The 17577-nt window shown below is 61.2% G+C and carries 12 protein-coding genes and 2 pseudogenes; 2 read left to right on the top strand and 12 right to left on the bottom strand.

Annotated features, from left to right (window positions below):
- Window positions 1-60: 60 nt before the first annotated feature.
- The 3 genes from ACIP8I_RS21810 to arcD (ACIP8I_RS21800) form a co-directional block, all read right to left on the bottom strand.
- Window positions 61-1071, bottom strand: a complete 1011-nt coding sequence (locus tag ACIP8I_RS21810; protein ID WP_003227481.1) for an ornithine carbamoyltransferase — start codon at window positions 1069-1071, stop codon at window positions 61-63.
- Window positions 1072-1140: 69 nt separating this feature from the next.
- Complete coding sequence (gene arcA, locus ACIP8I_RS21805) at window positions 1141-2397, bottom strand: arginine deiminase (RefSeq protein WP_400763857.1); 1257 nt, start codon at window positions 2395-2397, stop codon at window positions 1141-1143.
- Between the two features lie 31 nt (window positions 2398-2428).
- A complete protein-coding gene (gene arcD, locus ACIP8I_RS21800) occupies window positions 2429-3856 on the bottom strand; it encodes an arginine-ornithine antiporter (RefSeq protein WP_400763855.1) in 1428 nt (475 codons plus the stop codon).
- A gap of 423 nt (window positions 3857-4279) precedes the next feature.
- Between arcD (ACIP8I_RS21800) and arcD (ACIP8I_RS21795) the strand changes: the two genes are divergently transcribed.
- Both arcD (ACIP8I_RS21795) and ACIP8I_RS21790 read left to right on the top strand, forming a co-directional pair.
- Window positions 4280-5707, top strand: coding sequence for an arginine-ornithine antiporter (gene arcD / locus ACIP8I_RS21795; protein WP_400763852.1), 1428 nt, complete (start codon window positions 4280-4282; stop codon window positions 5705-5707).
- A complete protein-coding gene (locus ACIP8I_RS21790; RefSeq protein WP_400763850.1) occupies window positions 5704-6567 on the top strand; it encodes a DNA-3-methyladenine glycosylase family protein in 864 nt (287 codons plus the stop codon). The genes arcD (ACIP8I_RS21795) and ACIP8I_RS21790 overlap by 4 nt, the downstream gene beginning before the upstream one ends.
- Before the next feature lie 133 nt (window positions 6568-6700).
- Here the strand turns inward: ACIP8I_RS21790 and ACIP8I_RS21785 are convergent, their stop codons facing one another.
- From ACIP8I_RS21785 to gap, 9 genes and pseudogenes are all read right to left on the bottom strand, one after another.
- On the bottom strand, window positions 6701-8047 hold the full coding sequence (locus ACIP8I_RS21785; RefSeq protein ID WP_400763847.1) for a CoA transferase: 1347 nt from the start codon (window positions 8045-8047) through the stop codon (window positions 6701-6703).
- A 191-nt stretch (window positions 8048-8238) separates the two neighbouring features.
- A pseudogene (locus ACIP8I_RS21780) lies at window positions 8239-8766 on the bottom strand (methyl-accepting chemotaxis protein); the annotation flags it as partial.
- Window positions 8767-9144: 378 nt separating this feature from the next.
- A pseudogene (locus tag ACIP8I_RS21775) lies at window positions 9145-10113 on the bottom strand (cache domain-containing protein); the annotation flags it as partial.
- A gap of 624 nt (window positions 10114-10737) precedes the next feature.
- Window positions 10738-11130 (bottom strand): YbaN family protein, encoded by a 393-nt coding sequence (locus tag ACIP8I_RS21770; protein ID WP_400763845.1) that lies wholly within the window; start codon window positions 11128-11130, stop codon window positions 10738-10740.
- A 153-nt stretch (window positions 11131-11283) separates the two neighbouring features.
- Window positions 11284-11880: a biliverdin-producing heme oxygenase gene (locus ACIP8I_RS21765; RefSeq protein WP_400763843.1), complete on the bottom strand. Its 597-nt coding sequence runs from the start codon at window positions 11878-11880 to the stop codon at window positions 11284-11286.
- A 112-nt stretch (window positions 11881-11992) separates the two neighbouring features.
- A complete protein-coding gene (locus tag ACIP8I_RS21760; RefSeq protein ID WP_400763840.1) occupies window positions 11993-14578 on the bottom strand; it encodes a TonB-dependent receptor in 2586 nt (861 codons plus the stop codon).
- 122 nt (window positions 14579-14700) lie between these two features.
- Complete coding sequence (locus tag ACIP8I_RS21755; RefSeq protein ID WP_400763838.1) at window positions 14701-15666, bottom strand: FecR family protein; 966 nt, start codon at window positions 15664-15666, stop codon at window positions 14701-14703.
- Between the two features lie 124 nt (window positions 15667-15790).
- Window positions 15791-16309: an RNA polymerase sigma factor gene (locus ACIP8I_RS21750; protein ID WP_108592185.1), complete on the bottom strand. Its 519-nt coding sequence runs from the start codon at window positions 16307-16309 to the stop codon at window positions 15791-15793.
- A gap of 206 nt (window positions 16310-16515) precedes the next feature.
- The gene (gene gap, locus ACIP8I_RS21745) at window positions 16516-17517 is read right to left on the bottom strand and encodes a type I glyceraldehyde-3-phosphate dehydrogenase (protein WP_166496471.1); all 1002 of its coding nucleotides are present in this window, start codon (window positions 17515-17517) and stop codon (window positions 16516-16518) included.
- Window positions 17518-17577: the final 60 nt, after the last annotated feature.

Raw genomic sequence — 17577 nt, 5'->3', positions numbered from 1 at the left:
CAATCGCTGGCAAGCCAGCTCCCACAGTGACCGTGTCGTGTCAGTGGGAGCTGTATTGGTTTACAGATCAGCCAGGGTCGAGACCAGGATCGCCTTGATCGTGTGCATGCGGTTTTCCGCTTGCTCGAAGGCGATGCAGGCGGGCGACTCGAACACGTCGTCAGTCACTTCGATGCCGTTGGCCAGGTGCGGATACTGTTCGGCGATCTGTTTGCCGACCTTGGTATCGCTGTTGTGGAACGCCGGCAGGCAGTGCATGAACTTGGTGCGCGGATTGCCGGTGGCTTTCATCAGCTCTTTGTTGACCTGATACGGCAGCAGTTGCTGGATACGCTCGGCCCACGCTTCCACCGGTTCGCCCATCGATACCCAGACGTCGGTGTGAATGAAGTCGACGCCTTTGACCGCGGCTTTCGGATCTTCGGTCAGAGTGATGCGTGCGCCGGATTCTTCCGCGTATTTCTTGCAGCGATCGACCAGATCGTCGTGCGGCCAAAGAGCTTTCGGCGCGCAGATGCGCACGTCCATGCCGAGCTTGGCGCCGACCAGCAGCAGCGAGTTGCCCATGTTGTTGCGCGCATCGCCGAGGTAGGCGTAGCTGATTTCGTGGATCGGTTTGTCGGCGTGTTCACGCATGGTCAGCACGTCGGCGATCATTTGTGTTGGGTGATATTCGTCGGTCAGGCCGTTGAACACCGGGACCCCGGCGAACTTCGCCAGCTCTTCGACGATTTCCTGTTTGAAGCCACGGTACTCGATGGCGTCGTACATGCGACCCAGCACGCGAGCTGTGTCCTTCATGCTTTCCTTGTGGCCGATCTGCGACGAGTTCGGGTCGATGTAGGTGACGTTGGCGCCTTGGTCGTAGGCCGCCACTTCGAACGCGCAACGGGTGCGGGTCGAGGTTTTTTCGAAGATCAGGGCGATGTTGTTGCCCTTGAGGTGTTGCTGCTCGGTGCCGGTGTACTTGGCGCGTTTCAGGTCGCGGGACAGGTCGAGCAGGTAACGCAGCTCACGTGGGGTGTGGTGTTCCAGGCTAAGCAGGTTACGGTTGTGGATGTTAAAAGCCATGATGGATCTCCTTCGGTGTCGGTTATCCCCCTGGCCGCGCTTTGTAAGTCGCGGCCAAGGCTCAGAGGTTTAGTAATCGATTGGATCGCGGATGATCGGGCAGGTCATGCAGTGGCCGCCGCCACGGCCACGACCGAGTTCGCCAGCGCTGATGGTGATGACCTCCACGCCCGCCTTGCGCAGTAGGGTGTTGGTGTAGGTGTTGCGGTCGTAGCCGATGACCACGCCCGGTTCCACCGCCACCACGTTGTTGCCGTCGTCCCATTGCTCGCGTTCGGCGGCGAAGCTGTTGCCGCCGGTTTCCACCACGCGCAGCTTCGGCAGGTTGAGGGCTTTGGCCACGGTGTCGAGGAAGCTGCCTTCTTCGCGGCGGATGTCGATGCCGCCCTGTTTGCTTTCGTCAGGGCGCAGGGTGAAGGCGACGATCTGGTTGACCACTTCCGGAAAAATCGTCACCAGATCGCGGTCGCAGAAGCTGAACACGGTGTCCAGGTGCATCGCGGCGCGAGACTTCGGCAGGCCGGCGACGATGACTTTTTCCACGGCCTTGTTCTTGAACAGGTTCAGCGCCAGTTGGCCGATGGCCTGCCGCGACGAGCGTTCGCCCATGCCGATCAACACCACGCCGTTGCCGATTGGCATCACGTCGCCGCCCTCGAGGGTCGAGCTGCCGTGATCCTTGTCCGGGTCGCCGTACCAGATCTCGAAATCGGCGTTGGTGAACTGTGGATGAAATTTGTAGATGGCGGTGGTCAGCAGGGTTTCCTGACGTCGCGCCGGCCAGTACATCGGGTTCAGCGTCACGCCACCGTAGATCCAGCACGTGGTGTCGCGGGTGAACTGGGTGTTGGGCAGCGGCGGCAGGATGAAGCTGGAGTGGCCGAGAAAGTCGCGGAACATCTGGATGGTCTTGCCACCGAAGCTGTCCGGCAGATCATCGGCCGACACGCCGCCGATCAGGTATTCGGCGATGTGCCGCGGCTCCAGGCTCTTCAGCCAGGATTTCACTTCGCTGATCAGGCCCAGGCCCACCGAGTCGGCGGTGACCTTGCGCTCGAGGATCCAGTCCAGCGCTTCGGGGATGGCGACGATGTCGGTCAGCAGGTTGTGCATTTCCAGCACTTCAATCCCGCGTTCACGCATCTTGGTCACGAAGTCGAAGTGGTCACGCTTGGCCTGGGCCACCCAGAGCACGTCGTCGAACAGCAGTTCATCGCAGTTGTTGGGGGTCAGGCGCTGATGGGCCAGACCTGGGGAGCAAACCATGACTTTGCGCAGTTTGCCGGCTTCGGAATGGACGCCGTACTTAACTTTTTCCGTGGTCATTGCAGTGATCCTCCAGATTACAAATCAAGGGTTACAAGGTCAGGAAGCCGTCGTAGAGGCCGTAGGCTGCCACCAGGGCACCCACGATCACTGCGGCGAAAATCAGCTTCTCGACGTTAGTGAAAATCGGTTGTTTGAGTTCCAGCTTGGCCTTGGCGAACAGGATCGCGCCGGGTGCGTAGAGCAGGGCCGAGAGCAGCAGATACTTGACCCCGCCGGCATACAGCAGCCACACCGCGTAGATCAGCGCGATGCCGCCGATAATCAGGTCCTTGCGACGCTCGGCGGCAAAACCCTCGTAGGTTTCACCGCGCACTGCCAGCAGCAGGGCATAGGCGGCCGACCACAGGTACGGCACCAGAATCATCGAGGTGGCGAGGTAGATCAGCGACAGGTAAGTGCTGGCCGAGAACAGGGTGATGATCAGGAACAGCTGGACCATCGCGTTGGTCAGCCACAGGGCGTTGACCGGTACGTGGTTGGCGTTCTCGCGGCGCAGGAACTCCGGCATGGTGTGGTCTTTGGCGGCGGCGAACATGATCTCCGCGCACAACAGCACCCACGACAGCAGCGCCCCCAGCAGCGAGATGATCAGCCCGACGCTGATCAGCACCGCGCCCCAGTGACCGACCACGTGTTCCAGCACGGCGGCCATCGACGGGTTCTGCAGTTTGGCCAGTTCCGGCTGAGTCATGATGCCCAGCGACAGCACGTTGACCAGCACCAGGAACAGCAGCACGGTGATGAAACCGATGACGGTGGCTTTACCCACGTCCGAGCGTTTTTCCGCCCGTGCCGAGAAGATGCTCGCGCCCTCGATGCCGATGAACACCCACACGGTGACCAGCATCATGTTGCGCACCTGGTTCATCACGCTGCCCAGATCCGGGTTTTTCACACCCCAGATGTCGGCGGTGAAGATGTCCAGTTTGAAAGCGAAGATCGCGATCAGCACGAACAGCAGCAGCGGCACGACCTTGGCGACGGTGGTCACGAGGTTGATGAACGCCGCTTCCTTGATCCCGCGCAGCACCAGAAAGTGCACGGCCCACAGCAGCACCGAGGCGCCGATGACGGCGGCCACCGTGTTGCCTTCGCCGAAAACCGGAAAGAAATACCCGAGGGTGCTGAACAACAGAACAAAGTAGCCGACGTTGCCCAGCCAGGCACTGATCCAGTAGCCCCAGGCGGACGAGAAACCCATGTAGTCGCCAAAACCGGCCTTGGCGTAGGCGTAGACACCGCCGTCCAGGTCAGGCTTGCGATTGGCGAGGGTCTGAAAGACAAAAGCGAGGGTGAGCATGCCGACAGCGGTGATGGCCCAACCGATCAGCACCGCGCCGACGTCGGCGCTGGCGGCCATGTTTTGTGGCAAAGAGAATATCCCGCCACCGATCATTGAGCCGACTACCAAGGCAACCAGTGCACCTAGTCGTAGTTTTCCGGGAGCTTCAGACATTGCATGACTCCATTGCAGGAGAGAAGAGTTCACAGCGTAATGCTGTTGTCTGTTCAAACAGCTGACTTGGATCAGTTCATGGCCACATTCCATTGTTAATGAATGACTTATGAAACAACTGAAGGCATAACGCTATCGTCTGGAATGCCCGTCCTAGAGGCCTTTGCCTGTTGTGGTTGGGAATTGGTCTTATTACTTTCGAATTATCACGCTAGTTGTTTTTCAGCTTTTGGCAAATTTTCAGTATCTGTTTTCAGTACAGAATTGATTTATTAGGATTCGCGCACAAAACTGTCTTAGCGTGCTAGGCGTTAGCGTCAGTCGCTATATATAAACGGGTGTTAGTCGGCATTACCTGATAAACGACATCTGGCATTAGCCGTTTAGTTAATAGTTGTTACAAATGAATTAAGGGAGACTGGAATGTCGCAACCGACGCAAAAGCTGCGACTGGGTGCGTTGATCGCCCTGGTGGTGGGTTCGATGATTGGCGGGGGGATTTTTTCCCTGCCACAGAACATGGCCGCCCGCGCCGATGCCGGGGCGATCCTGATCGGCTGGGGGATCACCGCCATCGGCATGTTGACCCTGGCGTTCGTGTTCCAGACCCTGGCCAACCGCAAGCCCGAGCTGGACTCCGGGGTCTACGCCTATGCCAAGGCCGGATTCGGCGACTACATGGGCTTTTCCTCAGCCTGGGGTTACTGGATCAGCGCGTGGCTGGGCAACGTCGGTTATTTCGTGTTGCTGTTCAGCACCCTCGGGTATTTCTTCCCGGTGTTCGGCCAGGGCAATACGCCGATCGCCATCGGCTGCGCCTCGGTGCTGTTGTGGGCGGTGCATTTTCTGGTGATGCGCGGGATCAAGGAAGCGGCATTTATCAATCAGGTGACCACGGTCGCCAAGATCGTGCCGCTGATCATGTTCATCGTGATTGCCGCCGTGGCGTTCAAGGCCGACATTTTCACCCGCGACATCTGGGGCCGCAGCAACCCGAGCTTCGGCGGGGTGATGGATCAGGTGCGCAACATGATGCTGGTGACGGTGTTCGTGTTCATCGGCATCGAGGGCGCCAGCGTCTATTCGGCGCGGGCGGAGAAACGCAGCGACGTCGGGCGCGCCACGGTGATCGGCTTCCTCGGTGTGCTGGCGCTGCTGGTGCTGGTCAACGTGCTGTCGCTGGGGATCATGAGCCAGCCCGAACTCGCGACTTTGCAGAACCCGTCGCTGGCGGCGGTGCTGGAGCACATCGTCGGGCCGTGGGGCGCATTGTTGATCAGCCTCGGTCTGGCGGTGTCGCTGCTTGGCGCATTGCTGTCATGGGCGCTGCTGTGCGCGGAAATCCTCTTCGCCACGGCCCGGGACAAGACCATGCCGGCGTTCCTGAAAAAGGAAAACGCCAACCATGTGCCGGTCAATGCGCTGTGGCTGACCAACGTGATGATTCAGATTTTCCTGCTGATCACGCTGTTCTCGGCGGGCACGTACACCAGTCTGATTTATCTGGCGTCGTCGATGATTCTGGTGCCGTATTTGTGGTCGGCGGCATACGCGGTGTTGCTCAGCGGACGTGGCGAAACCTACGAACATGCCTCGGCCGAACGTACCAAGGATCTGCTGATTGGCGGCATCGCCCTGTGCTACGCGGTGTGGTTGTTGTATGCCGGCGGGGTGAAATACCTGCTGCTGTCGGCGCTGCTGTATGCGCCGGGGGTGGTGCTGTTCGCCAAGGCCAAGCATGAGCAGGGCGAGCCGCTGTTCACCACGGTGGAGAAGGGCATTTTTGCCTGCGTGCTGATCGGCGCGGGGCTGGCGGCGTATGGCTTGTACAGCGGTGTGCTGTCGCTGTGAGGCTGACGCTGGCTTATCAGCCGCCCTATGACTGGGACGCGATGCTCGGGTTTCTTGCGGCGCGGGCGGTGGTCGGAATGGAAACCGTGGTGGATGGCATTTACTCGCGCAGCATCGGCCTGCGCGGGGTGCAGGGTACGGTGTCGGTGTGGGCGGGCGTGGGTGATGCGCTGGAAGTCGAGCTGGATTGTCCTGATCCGGCCGTTGTGCCGGAGATCATTCAGCGTTTGCGCCGGATGTTTGATCTGGATACCGATCTGGCATTGATGCATCGGCATCTGGCGAAGGATCCGCTGCTCGCGCGTTTGCTTGCCGAGCGCCCGGGGCTGCGGGTGCCGGGGGCGTGGGACGGTCTGGAGCTGGCGTTTCGGGCGGTGCTGGGGCAGCAGATTACCGTGGTGGCAGCGATTCGCCTGGCGGGCAAACTGCTTGCGCAGTATGGCGCGCCCTTGCGCTCGAAGGTGCCGGGCCTGACGCATGTGTTTCCCGAGGCCGGTGTGTTGGCGACGGCGGACCTGGCGGCGCTGGGCATGCCGAAAAGTCGCGGGCGAACGTTATCGGGTCTGGCGCAAGCACTACTGGATGATCCGCTGCTGTTCGAGCCGGGGCGCGCGGGCGGCGTGGCGCGGCTGCTGGCGTTGCACGGGATTGGCGAGTGGACGGCGCAGTACATCGCATTGCGGCAGTTGCGCGATATAGACGGCTTTCCCTATGGCGATGTCGGCTTGCTGCGGGCGCTGGAGGTGCTGGAAGGTGTGCGACCTGCGGCGCGGGAACTGGCGGATCGGGCTGAGGCCTGGCGGCCTTATCGCGGGTATGCGGCGCAGGTGTTGTGGACGTCTTTGAGCCGGGCTGACTGATCAATATTGTGTGCTGGTCGGACAGGCCCCATCGCTGGCAAGCCAGCTCCCACAGTGTCTGTGTCGAGCACAGAGTGTGTGAACACCTCTGAACCTGTGGGAGCTGGCTTGCCAGCGAAGAGGCCTGCATGGTTCACCACAACGGGCGATGTGAACCCAATTCGCTGGCCGGCAATGCCCAGTGTAGCGGTGTCCCGCTGATCGTCACCGGTGCCAGCAATCGATGCGCCGGCCCCCAGGGTGTCTGCTCCACCTGTGGGTTTTGATCCTGCGCATCTTCAGCCCGCAACGCCTCGTTCGACCCCGGCCCCTGCTCGATCAACAGCCTGGCGGTACGCGCCAGTGACAAGCGCGCCGAGCCACCCCGGCCCGTCTGCAATCGCTCCGTCAGAAGCTGTATCGCACTGGCCGCCATCAAATACCCGGTGCCGTGATCCAGCCCCTGCACCGGCAACGGCTTCGGTTTATCGGCATGCTTCCAGCGCTGCCCGGCCTCGGCGATGCCGCTGCTCATCTGCACCAAGCTGTCGAAACCACGACGGTTGCGCCATGGGCCGCTCCAGCCGTAGGCGTTGAGGCAGACGTCGATCAAACCCGGCGCCAGTTGTCGGCGGCGTTCGGCGCCAAAACCGAGATGTTCCAGGGCATCGGCGCGGTAGCCGTGCACGAGAATGTCGGCGTCCTTCAACAGGTTTTCGAACACTGCACGATCGGCCGGCTGCTGCAGATCCAGTCGCGCGCAGCGTTTGCCCAGGGTCATGTCCGGGATGACGCCCGGCTCGTTCCAGCTCGGCGGATCAATGCGCAGCACATTGGCGCCCAGACCCGCGAGAAAACGGCTGGCGGTGGGACCGGCGAGTACGCGGGTCAGGTCCAGCACCTTGAGCCCGGCCAGCGGTTGCTCCACCGAGCCTTGCCATGGTTTGAGTGTTTCGTCCTGATCGGCGCTGAAATGCACCAACGGCTCGGCATTCACCGCCAACCCCTGCGGGTGCTGCTGCCATTGCGCCCAGCTGCGCATTTCGGCAGCGCAGCCATTGGCCTCGACCACCGCCTGTTCCAGATCGGCGCTGCGCCACTGCGCGACTTTCTTCGCCATCGCGGCACGGTCGGCGCAGGCACCTAGCACGCGTTCGGCTGCGGCACGATGATGCGGGGCGTTGGTGTGCAGGCGGATCCAGCCGTCTTCGGTTGCGTAGTCGCCGGCAATCGGATCCCACAGCGGCGGGATGTCCCAGCCGATCGGGCGCAACGAGGTGGCAAACCAGAACGACGCCAGTCTTCGGTCGACTTCCACGGCGGGCAGGCGCCCGGTTTGTTGCTGGAGCAGTTCGCTGACGGCCTGACCGGCAGCGGCGATGCTGGCGCAGGCCAGATCGGTGACGGCGAACGCCGAGGGCAGGGCGCCACTGGCGGTGAACGGAATCGGCGTGTTGGGCAAGCCGAGTGCGGCTTGAATGGACGTGAGTAAATCAGTCATCGAAGGCCCTCCGGGAGAGAGGGCGATGATAGTGCAAAAGAATCTCGAGGCAGATGAAATCCCCGAACAACGAACACTGCCCCCTGTGGGAGCTGGCTTGCCAGCGATGGCGGTGTGTCAGTCACTCATGTACTGATTGATTCACCGTCATCGCTGGCAAGCCAGCTCCCACAAGGGGACTGTGGTGATTTTCAGACGCGGAACTGATCCATCAGCTTCATCTGCTGACTGGCCAGAGCATTGAGCTGACTGCTGATCGCCGCCGATTCAGTGGCCTGTTCGGTCAGCGTTTCAGTCACGGTACGAATCGCCGAGACATTGCGGTTGACCTCTTCGGCCACGGCGCTCTGCTGTTCGGCGGCGCTGGCGATCTGCAGGTTCATGTCGCTGATCACGGTGACCGCGTCGCTGATCTTGCCCAGCGCGTCCACGGCCTGACGGATCTGCCCGGCGTTGTTGTGCGCCTGAGTCTGGCTCGAATGCATGGTGGCAACCACGCCACGGGTGCCGGTCTGGATGCGCTCAATGACGATGCGGATTTCTTCCACCGAATCCTGAGTGCGCTTGGCGAGGTTGCGCACCTCGTCGGCCACCACCGCGAAACCACGTCCGCTTTCCCCGGCGCGGGCCGCTTCGATGGCGGCGTTGAGCGCCAGCAGGTTGGTCTGTTCAGCGATGCTGCGGATCACCTCCAGCACCGAACCGATCTGCTCGCTGTTGACCGCCAGGGCTTCGACTTCGGTCACCGCTTTGCTGACTTCATCGGCCAGTTGATTGATGTCGCGGGTGCTGCGCTCGATGATCGACATGCCGTCCTTGGCCGACTGGTCGGCACCCTTGGCGGCGTTGGCCGCGTTCGACGCGCTGTTGGCGACGTCGTGGGCGGTGGCGCTCATTTCGTTGGACGCGGTGGCGACCTGATCGATTTCGCGGAACTGCACCTGCATGCCTTCGCTGGTCTGGCGGGCGATTTCCGAAGACTGATCGGCGGTGCCGCGCGCTTCGGTGATGCTCTGCTTGATCTGGGCGATGGTCGGTTGCAGCTTGTCGAGGAAGCGGTTGAACCAGTTCACCAGTTCGCCCAGTTCATCTTTCTTGCTGTAGTTCAAGCGCTGGGTCAGATCGCCTTCACCGCTGGCGATGTTCTTCAGCATCTCGGCGACATTGTTGATCGGGCGGGTGACACCGGAGGCGGTCAGCCAGATCAGCAGCAAGCCAATCAAACCGGCAACTGCAGCCACCGCCAAGGCGGTGAGCACACCGGTTTCCTGCGCATCGTCGAGCACCGCTTGCAGCTTGACCGAGTCGGCCAGCAGCACCTGTTTCGGCAGGTCGATGACCACGCCCCAGGCCCGCGAATTGCCAATCGGATCGACCGGATACACCGCGCGAATCAGGTCGCCCTGTTCGAGAATCTTCGGCGTGCCGCTGCTGACCAGTTGCAGCACGTCCTTGCCATCGGCGCCGAGGGTGTCGCCGATCTTTTTACCGACCTTGGTCGCATCGGAACTGTCGGCACCGAGCACGCCGCTGCCGGAGACGATCAGCATGTGCCCGGCGTTGTTGAACAAATTGCGCTGCGACTCCACGGCCGCCGCTTGCAGGGCATCGAGGGCGATGTCGACCCCGACCACACCGATGGCCTTGCCATCGACGATCAGCGGCACGGAAATGGTGGTCATCAACATTTCCTTGTTACCCACGGTGTCGGCATACGGGTCGAGCAGGCAGGTGCGCTTGTTGTCGCGAGGGCAGGTGTACCAGCTGTTGTACGGCGTGCCGCTGACGCTGAGGGTGGTCTTGGTCATATCTTCTTCGACCATGATCGTGTTCAGCGCCGAACCGGCGGCACGGCTCCAGTAGGTCGCAAAGCGCCCGGCTTCGTTGGATTGACGCGCGGCATCGTTGACGAACTCGCTGTCCTTGCCGTCAAGGCCGTTGGGTTCGAAGGCGAGCCAGATGCCGAGCACCTTGTCGTTGCGCTCGAACGCGGTTTTCAGGCTCTGGTTCAACTCTTCACGCAGGGCGCCGGCGTCCAGCGAACGCTTGGCGGCCAGCACGCGCATGTCCTTGATCTGATCGGCTAGCGCGGTGATCACCGTCAGGCTTTCGCCAAAGGTTTTCTGCACCCGCACCGCCTGCTCGGCCGCCTTGGCCTGCAACAGATTCTGCACACTGGCAGTGAGCAGTTGGTTGCTGGAGTTGCTGACCAGTTCGTCGTTCTGGTTGGTCTGGTAAATGTTCATGCCGACGATCAGCGCGACCACACCGAGCAGGCACAGGCCGGAGAGCAGGACGATTTTCAGGCGAATGGAGAGAGAGTCGAACATGGGGCGATCTCGTGAATGAATGAGCAGGTGGCCACGGGATGAACTACCCGGTTCGCCAAATCCATTCAGCGCCATGCATTGCTCATCGGCGCGCAGCGACAGCGCATGAGGCGCTTGCCGACGAACGGTCAGCGCTAAACGTTTGCGCAGGGGAATGTGCTGAAAAGGCGATTAATTACAGGGAAGTTTCAGCCTGATGAACGACGGAGAGGTTATGAGGCTGTTGTGGCGAGGGAGCTTGCTCCCGCTGGAGTGCGCAGCGCTCCCCTGCATTCTTGCCGACTCAACGTATGCGGTAATTTTGCGACGGCTTCGCCGCCGAGCGGGAGTAAGCTCCCTCGCCACAGGGGGATCTGTGAGTCAGGAAGAGGCGATGGTTTCCGGACGTGACCAGATCCACAGATTGCCCAGACTCATCCCGGCAATCGCCAGATACACCGGCCAGCCGTGATCGAGCATCACCAGCATCAGCGTCGCGCACAGCAGCATGCTGACGGTGGCGCTGACCTTGGCCTTGCGCGCGATGATCTTGCCGTTGCGCCAGTTGCTCAGGATCGGCCCGAACAGTCGATGATTTTCCAGCCAGGCACTCAGGCGCGGCGAGCTGCGGGTCGCGGCCCAGGCGGCGAGCAGGATGAACTCGGTGGTCGGCAGACCGGGTACGACGATGGCGATCAGGCCAATGCCGAGGCTGACGTAGGCCAGCAGGCCGTACAGCAGGCGGGCGAGTTTGGAGGAGGCGGGTTGCGGCATGGGCTCGGCGGTTGCTTCTGAAGCGGGACGGGAATCTTACAGGCTTACACAGTTCCCCTGTAGGAGCTGCCGCAGGCTGCGATCTTTTGATCTTGAAAACAACATCAAAAGATCGCAGCCTGCGGCAGCTCCTACAGGGGGATTTGTGTGGTGTCAGGCCGGTTCGGCTTCGGTGGCGTAAGCCTGTTCCAGGAGCACGGTGAAGCGGTTGAACGCGTCGATCGCGCCTTGCTCGACTTCAGCTTCCTCTTCGGCAGTGAACTGCAGCGAATCAAGGGTGCGCACGAAGCTTTTCCAGCCTTCAGCACGGCCGCCTTCAGGCTCACCCAGGTGGCGCGCGCCGAAGGTTTCGCTCAGCTCCAGCGCCACCGCGCGTTTGATCAGGAATGCCGCGCCCAGCTTCGAACCTTCGGAAACGAAGATCCAGCCGAGGGCACGGGCCTTGCTCGGGTTTTTCAGCGCGCCGGCCACGGGTGCCGGGATGTCGGTGTCGAGATCTGCGAGGTCAGCCTTGGCCGCATCCGCGCGGCATCGGGCCGGCAGATTCGGGACGATGGCAGTCAGTTCGGCGTTGTTGTAGAGGTCAACCAGCTCCGACTGGAACAGGTACTGCGCGACCACGAAACGGGCGAAGTTGGCGCGGGTCTCGAACGGCGCGTGAGCCTTGACCAGCGCATCGAGTTTGCTGTGCGGCTCGTGGGTGATCTGGTTCAGACGTTGTGAACGCAGGGCTTTTTCCGAAGTGGTCATGGGAGGTCCTTGATAAAAGAGGCGCTTGCTAACGAGACGAACAAGAAGACGTGCGAGCGTAAAAAAACCTCACTGCGCAATGCGCATGCATGCGCAGTGAGGTCGGCCCGGGTCAGATGTCCCAGATCAGGTTGATCGCGAAGTTGCGGCCCGGTTGGGTCAGGCGGTCGAGGTTGGCCGGGCTGATGACCGAAGCCTCGCCCACACCGTCGTAACCGCGTACGTCATCCCACAGCCAGTATTTCTTGTCGGTCAGGTTATAAATGCCGCCGCTGACGGTGACGTCATCGGTAACCTTGTAATAACCGGCCAGGTCGAGAATGCCGAAGCCTGGCGATTTGAACTGGCTGCTGACGCCGTCCGGCGACTTGAATTGCGTGTCGTCGACGCGATCCTTCTTCTTCACCACTGTCCAGCTCAGCAGGCCACCGTAGTTGTCCTGGTCGTAACCCAGGCCGAACACGCCGGTCAGCGGGTTGACGCTGTTGAGCGGCTCGCCGGTGTCGTTGTTGCGCCCGTAGGCGTAGGCGATCGAGCCTTGGGTGTACAGGCCTTGCGGTGCGCCGAACGCATCGAGGTTCAGGCGACCTTTGACTTCGGCACCCTTGATGGTCGCGTGCTTGATGTTGCTCGACTGGAAGGTCAGTTCATCGTAACCAGGAGTGACCGCGTCTTCGTTGATGAAATCGCGGTACTTGTTATAGAACACCGCCACATCGAACGAGCCTTGCTCGAAGTTGCCGCGCAGACCGGTTTCATAGCTTTTGCTTTTTTCCGGTTCCAGATCCGGGTTCGGCGCCACGTTGTAGCCGGTGGTGCTGTTTTCGAAGCGGCCGTACAGCGCTTTGGCGGTCGGCGTGCGGAAGCCTTCGGCGTACTGGCCGTACCAGGTGTAGTTGTCGGTCAGGGCGTAGGTCAGGCCGAATTTGGGCGAGACTTTGTGCCAGGTCTTGTTCTCGTCGCTGACCGTGCCGTTGCCGTCAGCAGCCACGGTGTTGAGGAATTCCTGGGTGATGTGCGGCTTGAGCTGGGTGTAGTCGTAGCGCAGGCCCGGCAGGAAGGTCCACTTGTTCCAGCTGATCTGATCCTGGGCGAACAGGCTGTAGGTGTTGATGGTCGGGTCCGGGAAATCGCTGGATTTCTTCAGCACGTCTGCCGCACTGGTGGCGCCGATGGCGGTGCAGCCACGACCGACCGCCAGGCACTTGCCGTCGCCGCTGCGCGAGCCGGTGACCTTCTGCTGCTTGATCGTGGTGCCGTAGGTCAGCACGTGATCGGTGTCACCGATGGCGAAGGCCTTGTCCAGTTGCGCATCGAATACCCACTGTTTTTCCTCGTAGATTGTGTCGCGAGTGCGCAGCACTTTACGGGTCATCGGGTAGTAGAACTCCTCGGTGCTCTGGTCAGTCTTGGCGACCTGATGGTTGAGGCTCCACTTCACGTTATCCGCCAGCAGGCTGTCGAGGGCAAAGCTGTGTTCGAGGCCGAAACGTTCACGGGTGATGGTGTCGTTGCCGGTGCGCCACTGGTACATGCCGCCGGGCAGTACGCTGTTGGGGATGGTCGGGGCGCCATTGAAGTACGGGCCGCCGTAGGCGCTTTTCTGATCGGTGTCGCGATCGTCCTTATACTTTTCGTAGGTCAGGCCGAGACGCGAATCTTCGTTGTAGTTCCAGCCAATTTTCGCCAATACGTTGGTGGCTTTGACGTCTTCCGGGTTAGCGGCGGTGCGCGCCAGGCCGGTGCCGTTGTTGCTGCCGTAGGAGTCGGTTTCGTGACCGTCGCGTTGGCTGAAGTGCAGCAAGCCATCGAACTGCTCGGCACGGCCGGCGACGGTGGCGGATTTCAGCCAGCTCTCATCGGCGGAGCTGTAACCGGTTTTCAGGCGCGCGCCGACATCTTTGCCGGGCTTGATGATGTCGTCCGGGTCGAGGGTGTAGTAGCTGACGGCGCCGCCGATGGCGTTGCTGCCGTACAGCACCGAGGCCGGGCCACGGAGGATTTCCACGCGTTTGACGATTTCCGGGTCGACGTAATTGCGCTGGGTCTTGGCGTACGGGCCGTTGAAGAAACCGTCCGGCACTTCGACGCCGTCAACCTGCGTCAGGATGCGGTCGCCGTCGATGCCGCGAATGTTGTAGCCGCTGATACCGCCACGCTGGCCGGCACCGCCAACGGACACGCCCGGCTCGTAGCGCACCAGATCCTTGATGGTGTTGACGTTGTTGCGGTCCAGATCCTGACGGGTCTGCACGGTGACGGTGGCCGGCACGCTGTTGACCGACTGCTCCTGGCGGGTGGCGCTGATGGTCACCTGATCCAGGTTGAGCGCGCCGCTGGTACTGCGCTTCTCCAGCACCACATTGTTGTTGCTCAGCTTGCGGAAGCTCAGGTTGGTCCCCACCAACAGGCGCTCCAGGGCTTTCTCCGGCGGCAGCGAACCGCGCACGCCCGGCGACGAAACACCCTGACCCAGTTCTGCCGGCAAGCCGACCTGCCAACTGGTCACGCTGGTGAAGGCATTGAGCGCCGACACCAGCGGTTGCTGGCCGATCGAGAACGAATAATCACCCATGTTGCGTGCCGGTTGCTCGGTGGCAGCCATCAGCGGTGCGGTGCCGGCCATGAGGATGGCGGCCGTCAGCAACGACAATACGCGGGAAGGGGTAGCAGTCTGGCGGGTAAGGCGAGAGGACATCGATAGCGCTCCGTGTCGCACGAATCTTTATAGGTGCTGATTCGCGTCAGAAGATGCGAATCAATTGCATTGGCTATAACGAGACGAACGGGATTCGGCTATCGAGTAAAAATAATTCTCATTTAGTTCAAAATCACCAGCGCAGGGAATTCCTGCAGGCGCGCCGAGGTGATATGAGCGAGGGAGCGCACGACGTCCAGCGGCTGGTCGAGACGGTAATTGCCGGTGACGTTGACGTCGGCCAACTGCTCGTTGGTGTTGATGATCCAGCCCGGGTAGTAGCGGCGCAGTTCGGCCAGCACCTTGTCGAGCGGACAGTTCTCGAAAATCAACCGGCCCTGGACCCAGGCAAGATCGGTGGCGGTATCCAGTTTGGCCGGATGATCGAAACCATTGGGACCGATGCGAATGCTTTCTCCGGCGGACAAGCGCACCCGCGCGTCGTTGTGCGTGGCGCGCAGATCGACATCGCCGCGCTGCACATTGACCTGCGCGACGCCGTCCAGATAACGCACGGCGAACGCGGTGTCGCGCACGCTGGCCTGTACCGGGCCGGCATCGATTTCCAGCGGTTGACCACGGTTGCTGGCCACCTCGAAAAACGCTTCGCCCTGATACAGCCGCGCCACGCGCTGGCGCTCGTTGATGGTGCTGGACAATGCCGAATTGGTGTTGAGCAGCACCCTGGAGCCGTCCTCCAGTTGCAGACGCTGGCGCTCGCCGACCACGGTCAGGTGATCGGCCTGAAGGCGCATCGGCAGGTTGCTGAAACTGAACAGGCCGAGGATCAATACGGCGGCGGTCGCCAGGGGTTTCCAGTGCGGACGCAGACGTTTGAGCCAGGTCACCTTCGCAGGCTTCGCCGCGAGGCTCTGCGCACATTGCACCACTTGCGGCCCGTCCCAGATCGCCTGGGCCCTGGCGAACGCCTCCGCATTCAACGGATCGGCCGCCAGCCAGGCGTGAAACTGCCGGGTCTGCTCGTCGTCCGCACTGCCGAGCACGATGAGCCAGTCCAGAGCCTGGTCCATTGCGCTTGCAGCGTCCTGCGCCGTTGCGGGCGAAGGCGAGCGGTGGGTGTCCGTCACGGTGTGTCCTCGGCAGTGTCTGTGCACGGCTGTTTTTTTAGTGAAGCGTAAAAGTCGGGCAAGGGTAGCAAAGCCCGATGATCAGTGCAGGCGATCCTGTGGATGACAGCAAACGCCTGTGGCCTCAGTCGCCATTCAGACGCTCGGCGACACCGATGCAGATCGACATGATCAGCTTGAGTTCCTTCTGCACGGTGCTCAACGAGACGTTCAACTCGTCGGCGATTTCCTGATAACTGTGCCCGTGCAGGCGGCTGAGAATGAAAATCTGCTGCTGGCGGGGGCTGAGTTGACTGAGGCTCACATTCAGGCGCTCCAGCATCTGTTCGGCATGGGCGGCGTCTTCGGCGCTGCTGGCGGGGGCGGCGACGCTGTGCACCACGTCCTGCGGCACGTCGTCGACCATGGTCCGCGAATGAATCTTGCGCGCGCGCAAATGATCCAGCGCCAGGTTGCGCGCAGTCTGGAACACAAAGGGTTCAAGGTGATCGATGGCACGCTCGCTCAGCGCCCGTGTGACGCGCAGGTAGGTTTCCTGCAGCAGGTCTTCGGCGGTGCTGTGGTTGTTGACCATCCGCTCGATCGTGCGCAGCAGGGACGTGCGCTGAGAGAGGAAGACGTGATTGAAGCGCGATTGACTCACGGGGGAACCTGATCCATTTCGAGCGAATGATAATGCTTATCATCTATTCGGCTGGTCAAGTGTTGTTTTTCAACGAAGCAGGCAAATGTAGGAGCTGCCGAAGGCTGCGATCTTTTGATCTTGTTTGTAAAAAATCAAAATCAAGATCAAAAGATCGTCCGAACGCGGCCCGAGCCTTCGGCAGCTCCTACAGGGGCGGCGTAGCTTTATTCGGCGTTGCACAGCGCCAGGCAGTTATCCAGCATGCGGTTGGAGAAACCCCATTCGTTGTCGTACCACGCCAGCACCTTCAGCAGTTTGCCGCTGGCTTTGGTGTGGTTGGCGTCGAAGATCGACGACAGCGGGTTGTGGTTGAAGTCGCTGGAAACCAGCGGCAACGTGTTGTAACCCAAAATTTTCGAATGCTGGCTGGCGGCTTTCATCAGCGCGTTGACCTCGTCGGCCGTGGCTTCCTTTTTCAACTGCACAGTCAGGTCCACCAGCGACACATTGATCACCGGCACCCGCACGGCCATGCCGGTCAGTTTGCCCGCCAGTTCCGGCAGCACCAGGCCCACCGCTTCGGCGGCGCCGGTCTTGCTCGGGATCATGTTCTGCGTGGCCGAGCGCGCGCGGTACGGGTCGGTGTGGTAGACGTCGGTGAGGTTCTGGTCGTTGGTGTAGGCATGAATGGTGGTCATCAGGCCGCTTTCAATGCCCAGCTCGCGGTGCAGCACCTGCGCCACGGGCGCCAGGCAGTTGGTGGTGCACGACGCGTTGGAGATGATCTGGTGCGACTGGCGCAGAATGTCGTGGTTCACACCATAAACCACGGTAGCGTCGGCGCCTTTGGCTGGGGCCGAGATGATGACTTTGCGCGCGCCGGCAGTAAGATGCGCGGCCGCTTTGGCGCGGTCGGTGAACAGACCGGTGCACTCGAACACCACGTCGATCTTTTCCGCGGCCCATGGCAGGTCGGCCGGGTTGCGAATGGCGCTGACCGCAATACGGTCGCCGTTGACCGTCAGGCTCTCATTGTCATGGGCCACTTCGGCGTCGAATGTGCCGTGAACGGTGTCGTATTTGAGCAGATGGGCGTTGATGGCGCTGTCGCCCAGATCGTTGATGGCGACGATCTGCAAATCCTGTCGATAGCCTTGGGTATACAGTGCGCGCAGGACATTACGGCCGATGCGGCCAAAACCATTGATTGCGATTCGAAGAGTCATTGAACAGCGCCGCCGTCGTTTTGTTGTTGGAATTACAAGATTATTCGCATAAAAATAGAA

This window comes from Pseudomonas sp. NPDC088414, from assembly GCF_044753325.1.
Classification (GTDB): domain Bacteria; phylum Pseudomonadota; class Gammaproteobacteria; order Pseudomonadales; family Pseudomonadaceae; genus Aquipseudomonas.
Note: the sequence above shows the minus strand (reverse complement) of the source record. Positions and strands in the feature narration are given on the sequence as shown.